Below are 18,258 nucleotides of genomic sequence, written 5' to 3'. Positions count from 1 at the left end.
GCCGGAGCCCACCATGGACCCGCTCATCCTGTCGCGCATGCAATTTGGCGCGAATATTTCGTTCCACATCCTGTTTCCGACGATCACCATTGCGCTTGGCTGGGTGCTGCTGTTCTTCAAGCTCCGCTACAACGCGACAAACGATTCCGCCTGGATGCGCGCCTATTTCACCTGGGTGAAGGTGTTCGCATTGTCCTTCGCCATGGGCGTGGTGTCGGGCGTCACCATGAGCTTCCAGTTCGGCACCAACTGGCCGGGCTACATGGAAAAGGTCGGCAACATCGCCGGGCCGCTGCTGGCCTATGAAATCCTCACCGCCTTCTTCCTCGAAGCGGCCTTCCTCGGCATCATGCTGTTCGGCTTCCGCCGCGTCTCCAACCGCATACACACGCTGGCGACGGTGCTGGTGGCAGGCGGCACGACCCTCTCGGCGTTCTGGATCATCGCGCTCAATTCCTGGATGCAGACGCCGGCCGGCTTCGAGATACGCGATGGCGTCGCGCACGCCGTCAACTGGTGGGCGATCGTCTTCAACCCGTCGATGCCCTACCGGCTGGTCCACATGCTGCTCGCCTCCGGCCTGACGGTGTCGTTCCTCATCGCCGGCCTGTCGGCGCTGCGCTATCTCTATGGCGACCGCTCGGAATCGATGTGGAAGGCGCTGCGCACCGGCGTCTTCACGGCGACGATCCTGATCCCGATCCAGATCTTCGCCGGCGACCAGCACGGGCTGAACACGCTGGAGCACCAGCCGCAGAAGATCGCCGCCATGGAGGCCAACTGGAACACCGGCCCCAACGTGCCGCTGGTGCTCTTCGCCCTGCCCGACGAGGCGGCGAAGGAAAACAGGTTCGAGATCGCCATCCCCGACGGCGCCAGCCTCGTGCTGCGGCACAGCATCGGCGGCGTGGTGCCGGGGCTGAACGACTATCCCGGCAACCATCCGCCGGTCTTTCCGATCTTCTGGAGCTTCCGCATCATGGTCGGCACGGGACTGCTGATGCTTGCGGTGTCCTGGTCGGCAGCCTTCTTCCTCAAGCGCCGGCACAGCCTGCCGAGGCCGCTCGCCATGCTGATGGTGCCGATGGCGCTGTCGGGCTGGCTGGCGACGCTGGCCGGCTGGTACACCACCGAAATCGGCCGCCAGCCCTGGCTGGTGACCGGCGTGCTGAAGACCGCCGACGCGGTCGGCCCGGTGGCGGGCAGCCATGTCGCGCTGACGCTGGCAATCTACCTCATTCTCTATGTGCTTTTGCTGATCGCCTATCTCGGCGTGCTGGTGCACCTGGCGCTGAAGGCGGCGAAGGACGGCGATTCATCGCCGCTGCCTGGCGTAATGAACGCAGCCCTGTCGCAGCCGGCGGCCGGCGAGTGAGGAGAAGACAATGACCTTCGACTGGCCAACCCTGCTGCCACTGATCTTCGCCGGCCTGATGGGCCTCGCCATCCTGATCTACGTCATTCTCGACGGGTTCGATCTCGGCATCGGCATCCTGTTCGCCGCCGCCGAAGACACCGAGCAGGACACGATGATCGCGGCAATCGGTCCGTTCTGGGACGCCAACGAGACCTGGCTGGTGCTGGCCGTCGGCCTGCTGCTGGTCGCCTTCCCCCTGGCGCATGGGGTCATCCTGACCGCGCTCTACATCCCGGTGTTCGTGCTCTTGATAGGGCTGATCCTGCGCGGCGTCGCCTTCGATTTTCGCGCCAAGGTGCCGAGCGGCAAGAAGCATCGCTGGAACCGTATTTTCTTCCTGGGTTCGGTTATCGCATCGCTGGCGCAGGGCTATATGCTGGGCGTCTATGTGCTCGGCCTCGATGTAGGCCCGGGCGGCATGGCGTTCGGCGTGCTGGTTGCGCTCTGCCTTGCCGCGGCTTACGCGGCGATGGGTGCCGCCTGGGTGATCTACAAGACCGAGGGCGATCTGCAGAAGAAGGCGGTGCGCTGGCTGCGCACCGCCCTTGTGCTGACCGCGCTCGGCATGGCCGCGGTGTCGCTGGCAACGCCGTTCGCCAGCCCGCGCATCTTCGACAAATGGTTCGTCTTTCCCGCGATGCTCTATCTGTCGCCGCTGCCTATCCTGTCGGCACTGTTGTTCCTGTGGCTGTGGCGGCAGACCTTTCATCTGCCCAGGCCCGACGACCGCCATTCGCTGACGCCATTCCTGACGCTGGCCGCCATCTTCGCGCTCGGCTTTGCCGGTCTTGCCTGGTCGTTCTATCCATTCGTGGTGCCCGACAGGCTGACCATCTGGCAGGCGGCCTCTGCGCCGGAAAGCCTGGCCATCATCCTGGCCGGCACGGTGGTCGTGCTGCCGGTCATCATCTTCTATTCGTTCTATGCCTACCGGGTGTTCGGCGGCAAGGCGACGGATTTGACCTACGACTGAGTGCCCTAACCGGTCGCCAGTCGCCATCCTGCAGATCAAGCAGCCTGCGGTGCTTTCAGATCAGCCCCGAGTCGCGTGCCGCCGCCGTCGCTTGGCCACGGGAGATGGCGTCCAGTTTTCCCAGAACCGCCGAGACATGATGATCGACCGTCTTCGGCGAAATGGCGAGGTGGTCGGCAATCCGCTTGTTGGAGAAGCCGCGCTCGATCAGCTGCAGCACTTCCATCTGGCGTAGGGTCAGCCCGGCGCTGTTTGCGCGCGTGGTGCGGCGCGGTCCGCGCGCGATGTGATTGACACCGTTTCGCCGCATGAGGTCGCGCACGTGCTGGGCGACCGGCCTGGCGCCGAGGTTTTCGAATATCTCGAGCGCCGTGCGCTGCGCCGCCTCATCGCCCTGAACCAGGGCAAGCCCGCGTTCGAAGGGAGCGCCCATCGCGGCCCACAAATCCGCCGCCCCCTGCCAGTCGCCAGCCAGAAGCATCCGGTAGGGCGCGGCCATGCCTGACGTGTCGCCGGGGCCGATCACCGGCACCAGCAAGCGCCGCCAGCCGGCCAGCTCGGCAAACACCGCCCGCTTCGGCGAAAGGCTTTCGGCAAGGTCTATCAGCCGCAGCGCCTCATCCTCTTCCGCCTCGCCCAGCCATGCCTGTTCGGCGACGACCGCCGCATAGGGCAGCAGCCTCTGCAGCTCGGCACCCTTTTCGAGAAACCGCTTCATTTCCGCAAGAAGTGGCTCGGCTGAAGGATCGCCGCGGCGCAGGCGCAATTTCGCCAGAGCCACCAAGGCTGGATAGCGCACCAGCGCGGCTGCATGGTCGTTGGTGACGACTTCCAGCGCCTCGGCAGCCGCCTCGTCCCAACGTCCGTAACGCAGCAGCAACTGCGCCCGCACGCCGCGCATGTAATCACGCCAGGTCGCGAGGTCGTTCTCGACGCAATAGTCGATGCCGCGATCGAGAAAGGACTGAGCCTGGTTGTAGTCCAGCTGGTTCATTTCACTGCAGGCGCAATTGGTGAAGGCACGCGCCGCGTGTTCCTGGAAATTCTGCTCGAGCGCGATTTCAAGACTGCGGGCAAGGTGCCGCCGCGCGCTGGGCAGGTCCAGCCATTGTTCGGCAGCGCCGACATTGTTGAGCGCGTGGCAGACGATGTCCGGCCGGTCCACCTGTTCGGCGAGCCTGATCGCCTTGTCGCCCAACGACAATGTCTCGTCGAGCCGTTCGGCCAGCATCGCCAACTGCGAGAGGTTGGAGTAGGCCATGGCCAGTTCCGGCCCGGCCGGTGCGGTCTCCAGCAACTCGACCGCCTGGGCACCGAACAGATCGGCGGCCTGGCGGTCGCCCATCAGATAGGCGAAACGCGACAGGCATCTGAGGCTGTCGCCTTCCTTCAGCGTATTGCCAAGCGCGCGCTGCAGCGCGCGCGCCTTCTGCTGCGCCTCGATGGCCTCGGCGATCCGGCCGATCAGGTGGCACTCGAAGGCATAGTTCTCGAAGAGACCGGCGCGCTCTTCCATGGGCAGGCCTTCAGCCTGCCGCAAGGCGACCTCGTAGTAGCCGGCGGCATCGCGATGCGCGCCGATGCGGGAAGCCTCCCGGGCGGCGAGCGGCGCCAGTTCGCGCACCGCCTCCAGATTGTTCGCCTCCACCGCGTGATGCACCAGGCGCGCGGTGGCAATGTCGCGCTTTTCGAGCATGGCTGTCAGTGCGCGCTGGTTGAACTCTCTTCTGTGGCTTGTCGTCAGCATCGTCTCGATGGCGCGGCGGGCGATGTCGTGCCGAAAGGCATAGCCGTCGCCCAGATCGTCCAGCAGGCCATTCGAAACGCATTCCGCAAGCTGGCCGGCGCTGGCCACGCCGCACAGGCCGTGCAGGGCCCAGGCGTCGGCCCGTCTTGGGAACACCGACACCGCGTCGAGCATCGAGCGGGCGCCGGCCGACAGGCGTTCGGCGCGCGCCAGCACCGCATCGCGCACGCTGGCCGGCAACGCCGTTTCATTTTCGGCGCTCAGCAGTTCGGTGACGAAAAAGGCGTTGCCGGCTGTGGCCCGGTAGATGGCATCGCCGTCGCGGCCGGCCGCATTGGCGAGCGACAGCACCGCTGCCTCGCTCAAAAGCGGCACGTCGATGCGCGCGACGCTGCCCGACGGGATTTCGCCCAGCGCGCGGCGCACGCGCATCTGCCCCTCGCTGCGATCGGTACGCGCCGTCACCAGCAGCAGGATGTGGGTGTTGGCAATGCGACGGCCGAGAAAGCGGACGAAGTCGAGTGTCGCGTCATCGGCCCAGTGCAGGTCCTCGATCACCAGCAGCGTTGCGCCCGTCCTCGCCTCGAAGACATCCAGCGCGTCGGAAAACAGCGGCAGCCGCTGTCCCTGCCGGGCGTCGACCGCCTGCGGCATCGCCCATTGCGCCTCGCGCGCAAGATCGTAGAGCGGCCCGAGCGGATCGGGGATCGACAGGTCCTCGCAAGCGCTGCGGAAGATCCGCACATACTGGCCGGCACCACCGACGAAGGCATCGACAAGCGTCGACTTGCCGGCACCCGCCTCGCCCGACAAAGCCACGACGTGACCACGGCCGCGCGCGGCTTCCGCCAGAAGGTTGTCCAGTTGCGCCAGCTGTGGCTGCCGTTCCAGAAGCATGGTCATTCGCTCATGGTGATCCCGGTTGCCGCCACCCCACCCCAGCTCGCCCGCCAGGATAGCCCGGCTCGGTATCTGCTTTGTGGCTCCAGCACTGAACGTTGTTAACATGGGGAATCGTCCCGCCAAACATAGGGAAAGGCTCCGATGCGCCTCGCTAGCGAGCGTGGTCTTTGTCCAACCGCGCTCAAAATCGAGCGTGAAGCAATGGAAAGGGAAGCCTCCCATGCCCCGTTACCTCATTGAACGTACATTTCCGGATGGCCTCAACGTGCCGATGAACGAAGCCGGCGCCGATGCGCTGGGCGGCGTCATCATGCGCAACGCGGAGAAAGGCGTGACCTGGGTGCAGTCCTTCGTGTCGCCCGACAAGAAGCACACCTTCTGCGTCTACGACGCGCCCTCGCCGGAGGCGATCCGCAGCACCGCCCAAATGAACTCGCTGCCGGTCGACAAGATCACGGAGGTGAGGGTTCTTGAACCCTACTTTTATCGCTGATGAAGATCCGTTCGCTCGAGGCGGCAATGGCGACATGCCGACCGGTGCCGCGGCCGTGGCAAACAGCGGCCGCGCGCCCTCCTTGCCTGGCCGTCTATGGCGGATCGCGTTGGAGCTGCCCGCGCAACTGCTGGGCAAGCGCCGCTTGCCACCGGAAAGCGACCATCTGAGGCACGATATCGGCTTGCCAGCACGGCAGACGCGGCGGGACTGGCGAGATTACGACCGGTGGGATCGCTGAAGACCCGGCCGCCCGCAGTCGACGCTGCAAGGTGGCCGGGACAACGGAACTGCCAATCTTCCCCGAGGGGGGAGATGCCGGCAGCGCAGAGGGGAGCGCTGTCGCGCCGACGCCTCTTCGTCAAAGCTGCCTCAGTTGCTGGCCGACAGCACCAGCACCGGCTTCTCGCTGTACAGCGCCGGGAACAGCTGCTTGAGGTTCGCCACCTTGGGCAGGTCGTTATAGACGATGTAGGGATAGGTCGGGTTCAGGGTCAAAAAGTCCTGGTGGTAGTTCTCGGCCGGATAGAAGGTCTTGCCTGTTTCCAGTGTGGTGACGATCGGCTTGGGGAAGACCTTGGCCTGGTCGAGCTGGGCGATGTAGCTCTGCGCAATCTTCTTTTGCGCATCGTTTTCGGCAAAGATCGTCGAGCGGTACTGCGTGCCGCTATCGGGACCCTGGAAATTCAGCTGGGTCGGGTTGTGGGCGACCGAGAAATAGACCTGCAGCAGCTGGCCATAGGTGACAACAGACGGATCATAGGTGATCTCGACGGATTCGGCATGTCCGGTGCTGCCTGAGCCGACGGTCTCGTAGACGGCGGTGTCCTTGCTGCCGCCGGTGTAGCCGGAGACCGCCTTGCTGACGCCCTTGACGTGCTGGAAGACGCCTTGCACGCCCCAGAAGCAGCCGCCGGCGAAGATCGCCTTCTCGCTGCCGCTGGCCGCCTTCTCGTCGACCGACGGCGGCGGGATGACCACCGCGTCCTCGGCGGAAACCGCCGGCGTCAGCCAGAAGGCGGCGCCCACGGCGGCAAGCGCCAACGCGGCGAGCGCGCTCCTGGCAAAATTCGACTGTCGTCTGGCGACTGGTTTTCGAATGTCGGTCATGGCTGAGCTCCTGTGACGTCCATCATGTGGAGTCTATTGGATAAGAGGGGATCATGCGACGGGTGAGTTTCGGCCGAAGCCTCACTTTCACGTGCGTCCGAATCCGGTCCTCGTGTCAGGACCGGAGCCGGAAACAGCGTCGACCCTAGTTGGCCGGGGCCATGGCATCGGCTGCCGGCTTCATCGCATCCGCCGCCGGCTTCATGGCGTCCGTTGCCGGCTTCATGGCATCGGCGGCTGGCTTCATGGCGTTGTCCGCGGGCTTCATGGCGTTCGTGCTCATCGCGTCGGGCGCCATGGCGTCGGCCGGTTTCATCGCGTCGGTTGCCGGCTTCATGGCGTTGACGGCGGGCTTCATGGCGTTGGTCGCGTCGTCGGCGCGGGCGATGCCGCCGGCAAACAGTGCCGTCGAGCACAAAGCGAGAGCCAGTGCCGGCAGCGTCAGGCGGGCCGACAATGTCGTCCGGGAAAGAGTCGTCATGATGGTCTCCTTGGGGTTGGGAATGATGGCGCACTTCTTTCGGTGGGCCGGGTTGTCGCGGCGCCGCTGCTGCGGCGTTGCGCGGGTCGTTGTCTGCGCATGATCCTTGCCGGGCTCATGCGCAGGGAATTTCAGTTGGTCGCGGCGGCCAGGATCGGTCCGCCGCCCGGCGACTGGACCAGCACCGCGGTGCTGAGCCCGCCGGAGGCGGCCGGCACATCGAGTGCCGTGGCGTCGCCGGTCCAGCTGCCAATCTTGTTCAGTGAATGCACGACATTGGCGTGCGGCAAGGTGCGGCCGGTGTTTTCGCCGCGCGCCACCGGCACCTCGACGACACCCTTGGAGTAGTGCACCAGCCAGACATCGGCCCGGCCGCCCGGCGCCGAGCCGGCGCCGATGCTGACCTTGCCGCCGTCGAGCGACAGCGACGGGCCGCTGGCGCGGCCGGCGCTCGAGATCAGCTGCTGGATCTCGCCGGGCGCAGCGCCGACGACATCAGCACGGCCATTGACCACCACTTGCGGGGTGAACGGGCCGTCATGGCCGAGGGAGGGCTCGTAGGTGACCTGGCGCTGGGTGAATTCCTGGCGGCCGAACGTGTCCTTCCAGCCGAGATAGTCCCAGTAGGTGACGTTGAAGGACAGCGCCAGCACGTCCGGCTGGTCCTTGACCTTGATCAGATTGGCGTTGGCCGGCGGGCAGGACGAGCAGCCCTGGCTGGTGAACAGCTCGACCACGGTAAGCGGCTGGGCTTGCGCCGCACCGAGCGACGTGGCGAGCGCAAGCGCGCTCAGGCTGGACACGACGAGTGACTTGGAACGCGACATCGGCTGGCTCCGTGGGTGACGGCGCCAGGATGCGCCGCTGATATCCCCACTTCGCCGCCGGCCGAGGCTTTGTTACAGCGCTCACCGGTTTGTGATCGTTAGCATCCTTCCCTTCTCCCCTTGTGGGAGAAGGTGGATCGGCGCGCAGCGCCGAGACGGATGAGGGGTGTTGGACGGAATGAGGCGTTGGTGCTTTCTGGAACACCCCTCATCCGTCGCCTGCGGCGACACCTTCTCCCACACGGGGAGAAGGGAAGTCGGCGCCTCGCGGAGCGAGGCGGAGAGGGGGCTTGGCGCCGTACCCTCGGGAAGAGCCCCGCCTACTGCGTCAGCATCGTGTTGGAGGGCCGCTTGTTGAAATCGCACCTGCCGGTGACGGTGTAGAAGAAGTCGGCGTTGGAGACCGGCGCCGGCACCGAGTTGCCGCCGTCCTCCCAGGCCTGGTAGCCCGGAATGCCGCACGGCACGATGCTGAAGATGTCGACTTTCTGCCCGGTCGGGATTTCGGTCAATGCGTCCGATGCAAGCCCGTTATAGAGCCGGTTGGAGGTGGCCGGATCGTTCGACATCAGCTTTGACGGGTTGCCCGATGGCACGTCCATCTGCAGATAGAGGCCGGACATCTGGCTGACGTCGATCACCGCGCCGGAGCCATTGGCTGGATACATCGTATCGACACAGTAATATTTCGTGCCACTCGCATCGGTCTTGAGCGTCACCCCGCTGGGTGGGTTGTTGCCTACGGTGCAGACCTGCTTCTGGACCGTCGTGGTGACGTCCTGGCCGCCCGAATTGGTGATGGTGTTGACGGTGGTGGTGCCGTAGCCTTTGGGATCCTTGGTGTTGCCATAGGTATAGTTGATCGTCATCAGCGGCTTGGCCACCGTGGCACCGAATTGCGTGCCGTAGAGCGTCATCGTCTTGTTCCAGTAACCTGACACCCCGGTGACCTTGAAGGTTGTCCCCACCAGCGCCGGCGACTTGCTCACGGCCGAGGCGACGGCGACCGGCACGGTGTTGATCCTGGCGATCTGCATGAAAACGGTCGGCATCGAGTAATTTGCCGTGGCCTGCGCGGTGGCGGTGCCGTCAGTGCCGACCACGAAACTGTTCAGCGTCGCGGTGGCCCCCGTCGGGGCACCATTGGCGGCGAAGGAATCCTGCAACACCACCTGGCGCTGCGCCAGCGTCGAGCTCGTGTCCATCGTGGTGATCGACAGGATGCCGGCATCGAGCGCCGACTGCATGTCCGACCTGGTCTGGACCGCCGAGGTGTAGTCGACCGAGAAGCCGATAGCCGCAATAATCGGCATCATGGCGAAGATGAGGATCGGCGTGAACGAGCCGCTCCTCGACTTGACAAACCTGCCTGCTAACCCCCGCATGCCGTGATCCTTACAACCGAATATCTGCACCGGCTAACATGGCAGTCACGAATATTGCTCTAACGCACTTGGTTAAAATTTATCGACTTTCCGCGACATCCCCCGATAAAGCCGACAAGTTCCCGCGCCACGGCAGCGGCACTGCCGCTTGCCCTGGCAGCGGCACAGCGCTTGCCGCAGCAACAAGCCCCTGCTAAAGCGCCGCCATGAGCACGCCCCTCGACCACATCCGAAATTTCTCCATCGTCGCCCATATCGACCATGGCAAATCCACGCTTGCCGATCGGCTGATCCAGCTGACCGGCGGGCTGGAGCTGCGCGACATGAAGGAGCAGGTGCTGGACTCGATGGACATCGAGCGCGAGCGCGGCATCACCATCAAGGCGCAGACGGTGCGGCTGAAATACCATGCCAATAATGGCGAGGACTATATCCTCAACCTGATCGACACGCCCGGCCATGTCGACTTCGCCTATGAAGTGTCGCGCTCGCTCGCCGCCTGCGAAGGCTCGCTGCTGGTTGTCGACGCCAGCCAAGGCGTCGAGGCGCAGACGCTGGCTAATGTCTACCAGGCGATCGACAACAACCACGAGATCGTCGTGGTGCTGAACAAGGTCGACCTGCCGGCCGCCGAGCCCGAGCGCATCCGCGAGCAGGTCGAGGAGGTGATCGGCATCGACGCCTCCAACGCCGTGCTGATCTCGGCCAAGACCGGGCTTGGCATTCCCGACGTGCTGGAGGCGATCGTCCACCAGTTGCCGCCGCCGCGCGAGGGCGACGCCACGGCCCCGTTGAAGGCGATGCTGGTCGACAGCTGGTACGACGCCTATCTCGGCGTCATCGTGCTGGTGCGCATCATCGACGGCGTTTTGAAGAAGGGCCAGACCATCCGCATGATGGGCACCGGCGCCAAATACCTGGTCGAGCGCACCGGCGTGTTCACGCCCGCCCGCATCAATGTCGACGAGCTCGGCCCCGGCGAGTTCGGCTTCTTCACCGGCTCGATCAAGGAAGTGGCCGACACCCGCGTCGGCGACACCATCACCGAGGACAAGCGCCCGACTGCCAAGGCGCTGCCCGGCTTCAAGCCGGCGCAGCCGGTGGTGTTCTGCGGCCTGTTCCCGGTCGACGCCGCCGATTTCGAGGATCTGCGCGCCGCGGTCGGCAAACTGCGCCTCAACGACGCCAGCTTCTCCTATGAAATGGAAACCAGTGCGGCGCTCGGCTTCGGCTATCGCTGCGGCTTCCTTGGCCTGTTGCATCTGGAAATCATCCAGGAACGGCTGGAGCGCGAGTTCAACCTCGACCTGATCGCCACCGCGCCGAGCGTCGTCTACCGGCTGCTGCTCACCGACGGCTCGATGAAGGAGCTGCACAACCCGGCCGACATGCCAGACGTGGTCAAGATCTCGGCGATCGAGGAGCCATGGATCCGCGCCACCATCCTGACGCCCGACGACTATCTCGGCGGCATCCTGAAGCTCTGCCAGGACCGGCGCGGCATCCAGGCCGACCTGTCCTATGTCGGCAAGCGCGCCATGCTGACCTACGATTTGCCGCTCAACGAAGTCGTCTTCGATTTCTACGACCGGCTGAAGTCGATCTCCAAGGGCTATGCCTCGTTCGACTACCACCTCACCGACTACAAGGAGGGCGACCTCGTCAAGATGTCGATCCTGGTCAATGAGGAGCCGGTCGACGCGCTGTCGATGCTGGTGCACCGCACGGCGGCGGAAAAGCGCGGAAGGCAGATGTGCGAGAAGCTGAAGGAGCTGATCCCGCACCATCTGTTCAAGATCCCGATCCAGGCCGCCATCGGCGGCAAGGTCATCGCCCGCGAAACCATCTCGGCGCTGCGCAAGGACGTGACGGCCAAATGCTACGGCGGCGACGTCTCGCGTAAGCGCAAGCTGCTGGACAAGCAGAAAGAAGGCAAGAAGCGGATGCGCCAGTTCGGCAAGGTGGATATCCCGCAGGAGGCGTTTATCCAGGCGCTGAAGATGGGGGATTAAGCGGTTCGGGCGACCTCGTGGGAGTCAGGCTGCGACGGGTCGCTGATAAGCTTTTTTGGTCAGAGCGTCATACACTTCTGCCTGAACAAATTGCATCACGTCGAATGCAGTGGCAATGTATTGATCAGTATCGGCTTTTGTTGGCGTTGTTAGTTCACCATGGGCGATCTGGTTTCGTTTCCCTAAAAGCATGCTGATGTGCCCATCGTGACCATCTATGACCTCAAACGGCAAGCCCAATCTATACATGTTTTTCTTTAATACAGCGGGGCTAAGGTTCGACTCCGTGTCAACGACGTTGTCTGGAATATTCACTGAAGTGGCCATCAGCGGCCCAATCTGCCGCACAAATTCTTGCTCTCTCCATGCCATGTGGAGCGCGGCGTCGTCTGGCAAAGGGCCTCCGAAAACAGGATGCTTGGATTGAATGTGACGGAGGGCTGTGAAGGCTTTATGTAGCGTCGCTGCAACAAGTGGAGCGATAGCTTCGCTGCATGGGATCTTCGCGGAGTTAACAGCTGACGCATAACCATCCATTGCGAACTTAGCGAAGCCTTCGAGATGAGCATATGTAACCAAAACCAGGGACCGCCTAAGGGCGTTCTGACGATCTTTGTCGGTTTCTGACTCTGCCAAATTCTGCAGCAAGCGAACCTCGGCCTCGCGTACCGCTCGACCGTCTTCAAGTTCTTGAAATATCTCGTTAGGGGAACGCAACTTCAAGTCTTTCCGAAACAAAGGAAATTCGGGCATTTAGCGGCCCAGGCGAATTCTTTCCGCCGCCCGTCGTAATCGCAATAAAAGCGGGATCTAATTTGATCGCTCTCAGAGTGTCTCTCAATCGTTCCAAAACCGCTGGATTACCAACATCGATACGGTCAATAACTGATTGAATCCCTATCGTTATCCCCTCGAAATGGTAAATGCTGAACCCTAAGCTAAGCGTCGTTTTATCTCGATTTGCAAAAGCGAATGCATATTCGCCAAGCGACAGCCATAGAGCTTGAAACGTCTTTCGGAAATTCTTTTCCTCGGCTTCATAGTTGAAAGGCGCGTTGCGGGACGGATCACAAATCGCTTCCATATACTCGTCCAAGAAATCAGTAACCTCATGCTTGAACTGTGCACGCTGGTTTTTTAGTGCGAAGAATCGCAGAACTAGCTCTTCGTCAAAAGCCGACATACGCCTCTCATATGTCAGGGATTCTGTACATGACTTAAAGTCGTCCACTTGGGCCATCTTCACGACGAAATTGGGAAACACGTCGCTGAGCATTCTCATCGCCGAGTTCCGAACTTGGTGAGCAGACAGCGTCTCTCCTCCGGTGTTGAGACGTTTGAACATGTGATATTTGAAACGTCGATCTGTTTCCTTACGAACGACCTCCATCCGAATGAAGCGACGCTTTAGCCTTATCTGCAGGGCGGTAGGAAGATCGTCGTATGTAAGCCCATCCAACTCGGGCACGATATCGCAATCTTCAAGCACCAGCATGTCACCAAGCGCTACAGGCGGCGTTGCCTGTGGGGCTGTCAACTTTCCTCTTAAATGTAAATAGGAAGATATGCGCTGAAGTCCGTCAATAAGCTGATAAGTGTTTGACTCCTCTTCAATAACAAATATCGGAGGAACCGGCATTTCTAAAAGAAGAGACTCGATGAAGCGTGACTGTTGAGCAGCCGTCCACCGAAACAACCTCTGATAGTCGGGTTGGATATCGAGCTCTTTGTTTTCCCACATGTCCATAAGTTCGTTGAATGAAACATCCAACGCAGTCGTATTGGCCTGTCGAACGCTAGCCGCAATTGCTGCGATCAAGTCCGGTTTGTCGGCCATCAGGAAACTTTCTCAAAACATAGGACAGCCTCTGTGGGCACAGATGGTCTGCCATAAATTTTCGTGTGTCGGTTTACACGCACCATTGAGCGACTGAAACGAAAGTCTTCCCGGCGGCCAAGTCGCAGGTTCTGGCTCTCGCAAATTTCAACTACGATAGATGGTAGGTCATTATGTATTTCTTTGTAATATGAATCTTGAATTACCAAGCAAGCAATTCCCTTCGGTCGTAGTGCTGACGAGATATGGGTAAGAGATTTGCTAATTTTTTCAAAGTAGTCGAGATGAGTTCGATAATAGTAAGTCGAAGATGCCTTGGAGTTATGCGCTTTGACCCGCCTCAGAAATTCATTACATGTGTCGCCCCAAAGAGTGGATGGAACAATCTCTTTGATTGGAACTCTGATAGAGCCAATCATGTTTCGACTTAACTCCTGCCTCGCCTCAGACAAAATTGGTGCCAAGATCGCTAGCTCGATACGTGTCGCGGCGGTATAGTCTATTCGGGTGCAATAAGGCGGAGACGTCACAACAAAGTCAACGCTGTTGGGCCTCAAGTCGGCATTGGTTGTGTCGGCAACCTCTATGACCCATGCCGGCGCTGCTGGCTTGATCTTTTCCGCGCCGGCAAGCTCGGCGGCCATCGCACGCACATTGTCCACGAATACGCGGGTTATTTCTCCGGCAGGCGCTACAGTCTTTTGTGCGTCGGACCTGGGTTTGCGCATCCACGTCGGATTGGTTGATCTACGGGCATGACTCAGAGAGCGGCATGTCGCAAAAAGGCCTAGGTAGAGAGTGGCCGCAAGTCCGGAGATTCGCCCGATATCTGCTACGCAACCTGGCGGGGTGGTGCCTCCAACGGTGCTTTGACGGATAGCTCCCTCGATCTGGCGTACCGCCGCTGCGGTCGCAGGAGCAAACCATTCTTCCAACGGATCATCTGCGACGGCAGCCAAGCGCCGGGGAATTTTTGTAGAAATCGTAAGAGCAAGTGGGACTAACGAGTCTGCTTCGCTGGGAGGCAACATCCTCGCCCGAGCAATCACCACCATCACTGGATTTATGTCTAATCCGATCGCCTTATGCCCAAGTCTTGAAGCGACAAAGGTCGATGTGCCGCTACCATTCCAAGGGTCAAATACGACGGAATTGGCTGGCAAGTTTGCGCTTACGAGTAGTTCCTCAACGAACAACTCAGGATAGCCCGCATAATATGGGAAAAACCTTTCCCATCCTGTTTGCACCTTTTTATTTCGCTTTGGCGAACTTATGTGGAGACTGTCGAGCTGAGAAATTTCTAACCTCATTCAGCAATTAGCCATTACAGCAAGCAGGAACGGAATCAAGGAGCGCATTCTAGTCGTTGGCACGATTTTTGGAATCCCTGTTCTCATCGTTTTAAGGTATTGAAGTAGATACTCGTCGTCTGCCCCCGTGACTGAGTCTACCGCCTCTCTCGATGCATCAGCATACGATTGCGGGCGATTTAGCCGTTTAGCCCCATTTGGTGGTCACGCATTGGTCATCGGGTTGCGCCCGACGCACTTTGTTGCGCCCGCTCGACAGCTTCCCGCTTTCCGCTTCACTCCACCGCCATGTCCGCCCCCGTCGAAATCCGCAGTAGCCCCACCGGCAAGCTCTTTCCCGCACTTGGGCCGCTCATCGGCGCACCGGGCCACTCGGCTGTGTCGACTTCAGCGTGTTCATGGCGCGGGGCGTTCGACAGTGGGGTCCCGGTGGTGCTGGACTCACGCGGCTTTCGCGACCTGTGCGCCGGGCGAGCGGCCGCAACAAGAAATAACGCCAGGGACAGTTTGTCCGATTCCGTACAGACGGCCAGGCTCGGTTGATCGTGCCACAATGGAGGACTAAACAAATCGCGCGGCGGACCTTAATCAGTTCGCCAGTGGCCGGCGCGAGGCTCAGGCAATTGTCTCACCGGCATTCGCGTCGGCCATTTCCCCGGACGGTGCGGGGCGGGTGGCAATCACCCGAAGCAGCTGGCGACCGCTCGACGCCTCTGCCGCTTCCGTTTTGCGACTACCTTCCGGACAACGGCTTTTAGATCGCCCTGCCTGGGAGTATCCTCTGCACGGCTTGGGGGAGATCTCACATGCGTTCCAATTCTCTGGATGTCGTCGCCGCGATCGGCCTGGCGATCGGTGGCGCTTTCGGGCTTGCCGGCACCTTCGTCGCAAGCGACGCGCTGCGCGAGACGCTGTGGGCGATCGACGGCACGGCACTGGTGGTGGCGACCGCGCTGCTGACGATGAAGTATCAGCGGCTGGGCAATGACTGCGTCGCCGCCGGGTTCCTGACTTTCCTCGCCGGCGAGAGTCTGCTGCTGGCCGGCAATGCGGCGGGGCTGCAGGCCAGCGTTCCCTCCTATGCCGGCGGCATCTCGCTCTGGGCGGCGGGACTTGTCATGGTCAGCGCGCCGAAGACTTTTGCGATCTGGATGCGGCTGACCGCTGTCGTGGCCGCTGTGCTGTTTGTCATCTCGGCAGTCATGATCCTTTGGGGAGTGCCCTTGCTGCCGACCTCGTCGCCGCTGCCCGCCGCCGGCTATCCGTTCCTGGTGCTGACCTTTGTCGGCTGGATATGGACGTTGCTGAGGCCTGGGCGGTGAGCGGATAGGCGTGCCGCGCCCCTTGCCTTCTCCCCCTGTGGGAGAAGGTGGATCGGCGCCGCCCCTCATCTGGCTGCCGCCATCTCCTCCCCGTATAGGGACGGGGAGAAGGACGCTGTCATTGAGGGTTTCGCCAATTGTATGCGTTGCTGAAAAAGGCGCCGGCGTTGCGGCCAGCCTCTTTCTCCCCGTCTCTATACGGGGAGAAATGCCCGGCAGGGCAATGAGGGGCGGCGCCGGCTTCGGTGATTGTCTCGCCCGGAAGCCTCAGCTTTCAATCCACACCTTCTCAAAGTGCTGCTCGAGCGCCTGGTGCTGTTCGCAGCCTTCAATGCCTTTGCGGTAGGTGCGGTAGACCGAGCGCCAGTAGGGCTGGATGATGATGCCGCTGTCGCGCAAATTCTGCTCAATCTCAGCCATGATCTCCTGGCGCGCCTTGGCGTCGGGCATCGCCAGCGCCTTGTCGAGCAGCGTGTCGAACTCGGGATTGGCGTAGGCGCTCTCGTTCCAGGCAGCGCCGGATTTATAGGCCAGCGCCAGCACCTGGACGCCGAGAGGGCGGCCGAGCCATTCGGTGCAGGAGAAGGGGTATTTGCTCCAGTCGTTCCAGAAGGTGGCGGCGGGCAGCACGGTGCGCTTGATCTTCAGACCCGCCTCACGCATCTGCGCGGCGATGGCGTCGCCGGTGCTCTTTTGCCATTCGACGTCGACGGAGATGAGGTCGAACTCATGGTCGGCCTTGCCGGCCTCGGCGAGCAGTTTCTTCGACCCGTCCAGGTCACGCTTGGCCGGGCCGATATCGGCATATTCGGGGTGCATGGGGCCGACATGGTGGTTGTCGGCGGGCTTGCCGCGGCCGCCGAGACCGAGCGTCAGCACCGCCGAATTGTCGACCGCGAGCTGGGCGGCGCGGCGCACCTTGGCGTCGTCATAGGGCGCGTTGCCAACATTGAAGCGGGCGACGATGGTGGAGCCGGTGGCGATCTCGGAATTTTTCAGCCCCATCTGATCGGTCTGCGAGACGGCATCGGAGGCGGTTTCGTGGTCGGTGTCGATCTCGCCCGATTCGAACGCCGACAGCATGGCGTTGGGGTCGGAGCCGTAATCGACCCATTTGATGCCGTCGAGCCAGAACTCGCCCTTCCACCATGGCTTATCCCTGCGCTTCACCTCGGCACCGGTCTCGGCATCCCAGCTGACCAGCTCGCAGGGGCCGGTGGTGATGGAAAGCGCCTTCATGGGATCGCCGTCGCCCTCATAGGAGCGGTGCATGATCAGCGCCGGATAGTCGGCCATGCCGGCGATCAGCGAGATGTCGGGCTTTGGCAGATTGAGCTTGATGGTGAAGTCGTCGACCCTCTGGATGCCGCCATCGACCAGCTTCTTGGTGTCGGCATTGACCAGCGCACCCATGCGCGCGGCGACCGAATTGCCTGCTATCGAGGCGTCGCACCAGCGGGTGAGGTTGTGGATGACATCGTCGGCGTTGAAGGCATCGCCATTCGACCAGGTGATGCCCTTGCGCACATGCAGGGTCAGGGTCTTGGCGTCGTCGCTAGTCTCCCAGCTTTCGAGCAGCCAGGGCTCGAAGGAGAAGTCGGTGTTCCAGCGCACCAGGTATTCGTTGCAGTGGCGGGCGACGTTGGACATTTCGACGCCATCGAAGGTGCGCGGGTCCTTGAACCCCTTGACGTTCAAGGCCGGCCATCAGGGCGAGATATTCGCGGCGGCTGATGCCGCCGTTTTTGAAATCGTCGGCAACGGGTTTGGCTTGCGGGTGCAGTTTCTTGCCGGTGAGCATGAATTTCATCGTCGTTCCCCTGTTGTTGGGCGCCCTGGCGGACACATCCAACGCGGTGTGGGCGGACCGCCAGGACGCCGTTGCCTGAGCAGGCGGATGATAGGGCGGGGTGACGCCGGGGAGTGTTCGGTTTTCCGCAGTGATTGTGCGGTGCTCCGCAGGGTTCCAGCCGATCTCCCCCCTTGCGGGGGAGATGTCCGGCAGGACAGAGGGGGGTGTGAAGGATCGCCAACCTTCGACCCCCAGATCATTCAAAATCGGTCTGAGCGCTCGGCTGGATTTAGCTGAGAGGTCGGCGGGACAGCACCCCCCTCTGTCCTGCCGGACATCTCCCCCGCAAGGGGGGAGATCGGCGCCGCACCGTCGGCACTCTTCTCCCCATCGACGGAATACGGTGGCCGCGAAGCGGCAATGCCCTCAATACGGCCACTCACCCCGGCCCAGCGCCGCAACCGCCGCGATGATCCGCGCAAACGCTTCCGCCGCAGCCGGCACGGTGGTGCGGGCGCGCAGGAAGCTGTGCACGAGGCGGGGCTCCTCGTGCCAGAAAGCCTTGCCGCCGGCGGCGACAATGCGGTCGCGGTAGGTCTCGCCATCCGACGACAGCGGGTCGCATTCGGCTGATACGATCACCGTTGGC

Annotated in this window: 14 protein-coding genes and 1 pseudogene; 5 read left to right on the top strand and 10 right to left on the bottom strand. The window is 62.0% G+C overall.

Translation table 11 applies throughout. From position 1 onward, the window contains the following. The first annotated feature begins 13 nt into the window (after nucleotides 1-13). Nucleotides 14-1,375 carry a cytochrome ubiquinol oxidase subunit I gene (locus AC0ZT5_RS25430; protein WP_488498687.1) on the top strand — a complete coding sequence of 454 codons (1,362 nt, stop codon included), beginning with the start codon at nucleotides 14-16 and terminating at the stop codon, nucleotides 1,373-1,375. A 10-nt stretch (nucleotides 1,376-1,385) separates the two neighbouring features. Next, nucleotides 1,386-2,390, top strand: coding sequence for a cytochrome d ubiquinol oxidase subunit II (locus tag AC0ZT5_RS25425; RefSeq protein ID WP_488498686.1), 1,005 nt, complete (start codon nucleotides 1,386-1,388; stop codon nucleotides 2,388-2,390). A 55-nt stretch (nucleotides 2,391-2,445) separates the two neighbouring features. On the opposite strand, the gene AC0ZT5_RS25420 is transcribed toward AC0ZT5_RS25425, so the two are convergent. Continuing rightward, nucleotides 2,446-5,034, bottom strand: a complete 2,589-nt coding sequence (locus AC0ZT5_RS25420; protein WP_488498813.1) for a helix-turn-helix transcriptional regulator — start codon at nucleotides 5,032-5,034, stop codon at nucleotides 2,446-2,448. A gap of 226 nt (nucleotides 5,035-5,260) precedes the next feature. Between AC0ZT5_RS25420 and AC0ZT5_RS25415 the strand changes: the two genes are divergently transcribed. Next, nucleotides 5,261-5,533, top strand: coding sequence for a DUF4242 domain-containing protein (locus AC0ZT5_RS25415; RefSeq protein ID WP_095083851.1), 273 nt, complete (start codon nucleotides 5,261-5,263; stop codon nucleotides 5,531-5,533). A gap of 372 nt (nucleotides 5,534-5,905) precedes the next feature. Here AC0ZT5_RS25415 and msrA read toward each other — a convergent pair whose 3' ends face one another. The 4 genes from msrA to AC0ZT5_RS25395 form a co-directional block, all read right to left on the bottom strand. Then, nucleotides 5,906-6,643 carry a peptide-methionine (S)-S-oxide reductase MsrA gene (msrA, locus tag AC0ZT5_RS25410; protein WP_488498685.1) on the bottom strand — a complete coding sequence of 246 codons (738 nt, stop codon included), beginning with the start codon at nucleotides 6,641-6,643 and terminating at the stop codon, nucleotides 5,906-5,908. 145 nt (nucleotides 6,644-6,788) lie between these two features. Continuing rightward, nucleotides 6,789-7,124, bottom strand: coding sequence for a hypothetical protein (locus tag AC0ZT5_RS25405; RefSeq protein WP_488498684.1), 336 nt, complete (start codon nucleotides 7,122-7,124; stop codon nucleotides 6,789-6,791). Nucleotides 7,125-7,255: 131 nt separating this feature from the next. After that, nucleotides 7,256-7,951, bottom strand: coding sequence for a DUF1223 domain-containing protein (locus AC0ZT5_RS25400; protein WP_488498683.1), 696 nt, complete (start codon nucleotides 7,949-7,951; stop codon nucleotides 7,256-7,258). A gap of 320 nt (nucleotides 7,952-8,271) precedes the next feature. Further along, nucleotides 8,272-9,336 (bottom strand): TadE/TadG family type IV pilus assembly protein, encoded by a 1,065-nt coding sequence (locus tag AC0ZT5_RS25395; RefSeq protein ID WP_488498682.1) that lies wholly within the window; start codon nucleotides 9,334-9,336, stop codon nucleotides 8,272-8,274. Nucleotides 9,337-9,542: 206 nt separating this feature from the next. On the opposite strand from AC0ZT5_RS25395, the gene lepA reads away from it, so the two are divergent. Next, entirely contained in the window at nucleotides 9,543-11,348 is a 1,806-nt protein-coding gene (lepA, locus tag AC0ZT5_RS25390) for a translation elongation factor 4 (RefSeq protein WP_184872772.1), read from the top strand. Between the two features lie 24 nt (nucleotides 11,349-11,372). Here the strand turns inward: lepA and AC0ZT5_RS25385 are convergent, their stop codons facing one another. Genes AC0ZT5_RS25385 through AC0ZT5_RS25375 form a run of 3 tightly spaced genes read right to left on the bottom strand, consistent with a single transcriptional unit; the run spans nucleotide 11,373 to nucleotide 14,495 of the window. Next, on the bottom strand, nucleotides 11,373-12,101 hold the full coding sequence (locus tag AC0ZT5_RS25385; protein WP_488498681.1) for an MAE_28990/MAE_18760 family HEPN-like nuclease: 729 nt from the start codon (nucleotides 12,099-12,101) through the stop codon (nucleotides 11,373-11,375). Next, nucleotides 12,052-13,185 carry a DUF262 domain-containing protein gene (locus AC0ZT5_RS25380; RefSeq protein ID WP_488498680.1) on the bottom strand — a complete coding sequence of 378 codons (1,134 nt, stop codon included), beginning with the start codon at nucleotides 13,183-13,185 and terminating at the stop codon, nucleotides 12,052-12,054. The genes AC0ZT5_RS25385 and AC0ZT5_RS25380 overlap by 50 nt, the downstream gene beginning before the upstream one ends. Further along, nucleotides 13,185-14,495 carry a DNA methyltransferase gene (locus AC0ZT5_RS25375; RefSeq protein WP_488498679.1) on the bottom strand — a complete coding sequence of 437 codons (1,311 nt, stop codon included), beginning with the start codon at nucleotides 14,493-14,495 and terminating at the stop codon, nucleotides 13,185-13,187. Before AC0ZT5_RS25375 ends, AC0ZT5_RS25380 begins: the two co-directional genes overlap by 1 nt. Nucleotides 14,496-15,301: 806 nt before the next feature. Between AC0ZT5_RS25375 and AC0ZT5_RS25370 the strand changes: the two genes are divergently transcribed. Beyond that, complete coding sequence (locus tag AC0ZT5_RS25370) at nucleotides 15,302-15,817, top strand: hypothetical protein (RefSeq protein ID WP_488498678.1); 516 nt, start codon at nucleotides 15,302-15,304, stop codon at nucleotides 15,815-15,817. Between the two features lie 267 nt (nucleotides 15,818-16,084). Here AC0ZT5_RS25370 and AC0ZT5_RS25365 read toward each other — a convergent pair. Further along, nucleotides 16,085-17,627, bottom strand: a pseudogene (locus AC0ZT5_RS25365) (ABC transporter substrate-binding protein). A 408-nt stretch (nucleotides 17,628-18,035) separates the two neighbouring features. Continuing rightward, nucleotides 18,036-18,258, bottom strand: a 223-nt coding sequence (locus AC0ZT5_RS25360; RefSeq protein WP_488498677.1) for an alpha/beta hydrolase, incomplete at its 5' end; no start/stop codon positions are given.

It is taken from the genome of Mesorhizobium sp. CNPSo 4670, from assembly GCF_057784235.1.
Note: the sequence above shows the minus strand (reverse complement) of the source record. Positions and strands in the feature narration are given on the sequence as shown.

Excerpts from the sequence above, each read along its gene's own strand:
- AC0ZT5_RS25415 (WP_095083851.1), top strand. The coding sequence starts at position 5,261 with ATGCCCCGTTACCTCATTGAACGTACATTTCCGGATGGCCTCAACGTG.
- AC0ZT5_RS25425 (WP_488498686.1), top strand. The coding sequence starts at position 1,386 with ATGACCTTCGACTGGCCAACCCTGCTGCCACTGATCTTCGCCGGCCTG.
- AC0ZT5_RS25430 (WP_488498687.1), top strand. The coding sequence starts at position 14 with ATGGACCCGCTCATCCTGTCGCGCATGCAATTTGGCGCGAATATTTCG.
- AC0ZT5_RS25420 (WP_488498813.1), bottom strand. The coding sequence starts at position 5,034 with ATGCTTCTGGAACGGCAGCCACAGCTGGCGCAACTGGACAACCTTCTG.
- AC0ZT5_RS25385 (WP_488498681.1), bottom strand. The coding sequence starts at position 12,101 with ATGCCCGAATTTCCTTTGTTTCGGAAAGACTTGAAGTTGCGTTCCCCT.
- lepA (WP_184872772.1), top strand. The coding sequence starts at position 9,543 with ATGAGCACGCCCCTCGACCACATCCGAAATTTCTCCATCGTCGCCCAT.
- AC0ZT5_RS25405 (WP_488498684.1), bottom strand. The coding sequence starts at position 7,124 with ATGACGACTCTTTCCCGGACGACATTGTCGGCCCGCCTGACGCTGCCG.
- AC0ZT5_RS25375 (WP_488498679.1), bottom strand. The coding sequence starts at position 14,495 with ATGAGGTTAGAAATTTCTCAGCTCGACAGTCTCCACATAAGTTCGCCA.
- AC0ZT5_RS25400 (WP_488498683.1), bottom strand. The coding sequence starts at position 7,951 with ATGTCGCGTTCCAAGTCACTCGTCGTGTCCAGCCTGAGCGCGCTTGCG.
- msrA (WP_488498685.1), bottom strand. The coding sequence starts at position 6,643 with ATGACCGACATTCGAAAACCAGTCGCCAGACGACAGTCGAATTTTGCC.
- AC0ZT5_RS25395 (WP_488498682.1), bottom strand. The coding sequence starts at position 9,336 with ATGCGGGGGTTAGCAGGCAGGTTTGTCAAGTCGAGGAGCGGCTCGTTC.
- AC0ZT5_RS25370 (WP_488498678.1), top strand. The coding sequence starts at position 15,302 with ATGCGTTCCAATTCTCTGGATGTCGTCGCCGCGATCGGCCTGGCGATC.
- AC0ZT5_RS25380 (WP_488498680.1), bottom strand. The coding sequence starts at position 13,185 with ATGGCCGACAAACCGGACTTGATCGCAGCAATTGCGGCTAGCGTTCGA.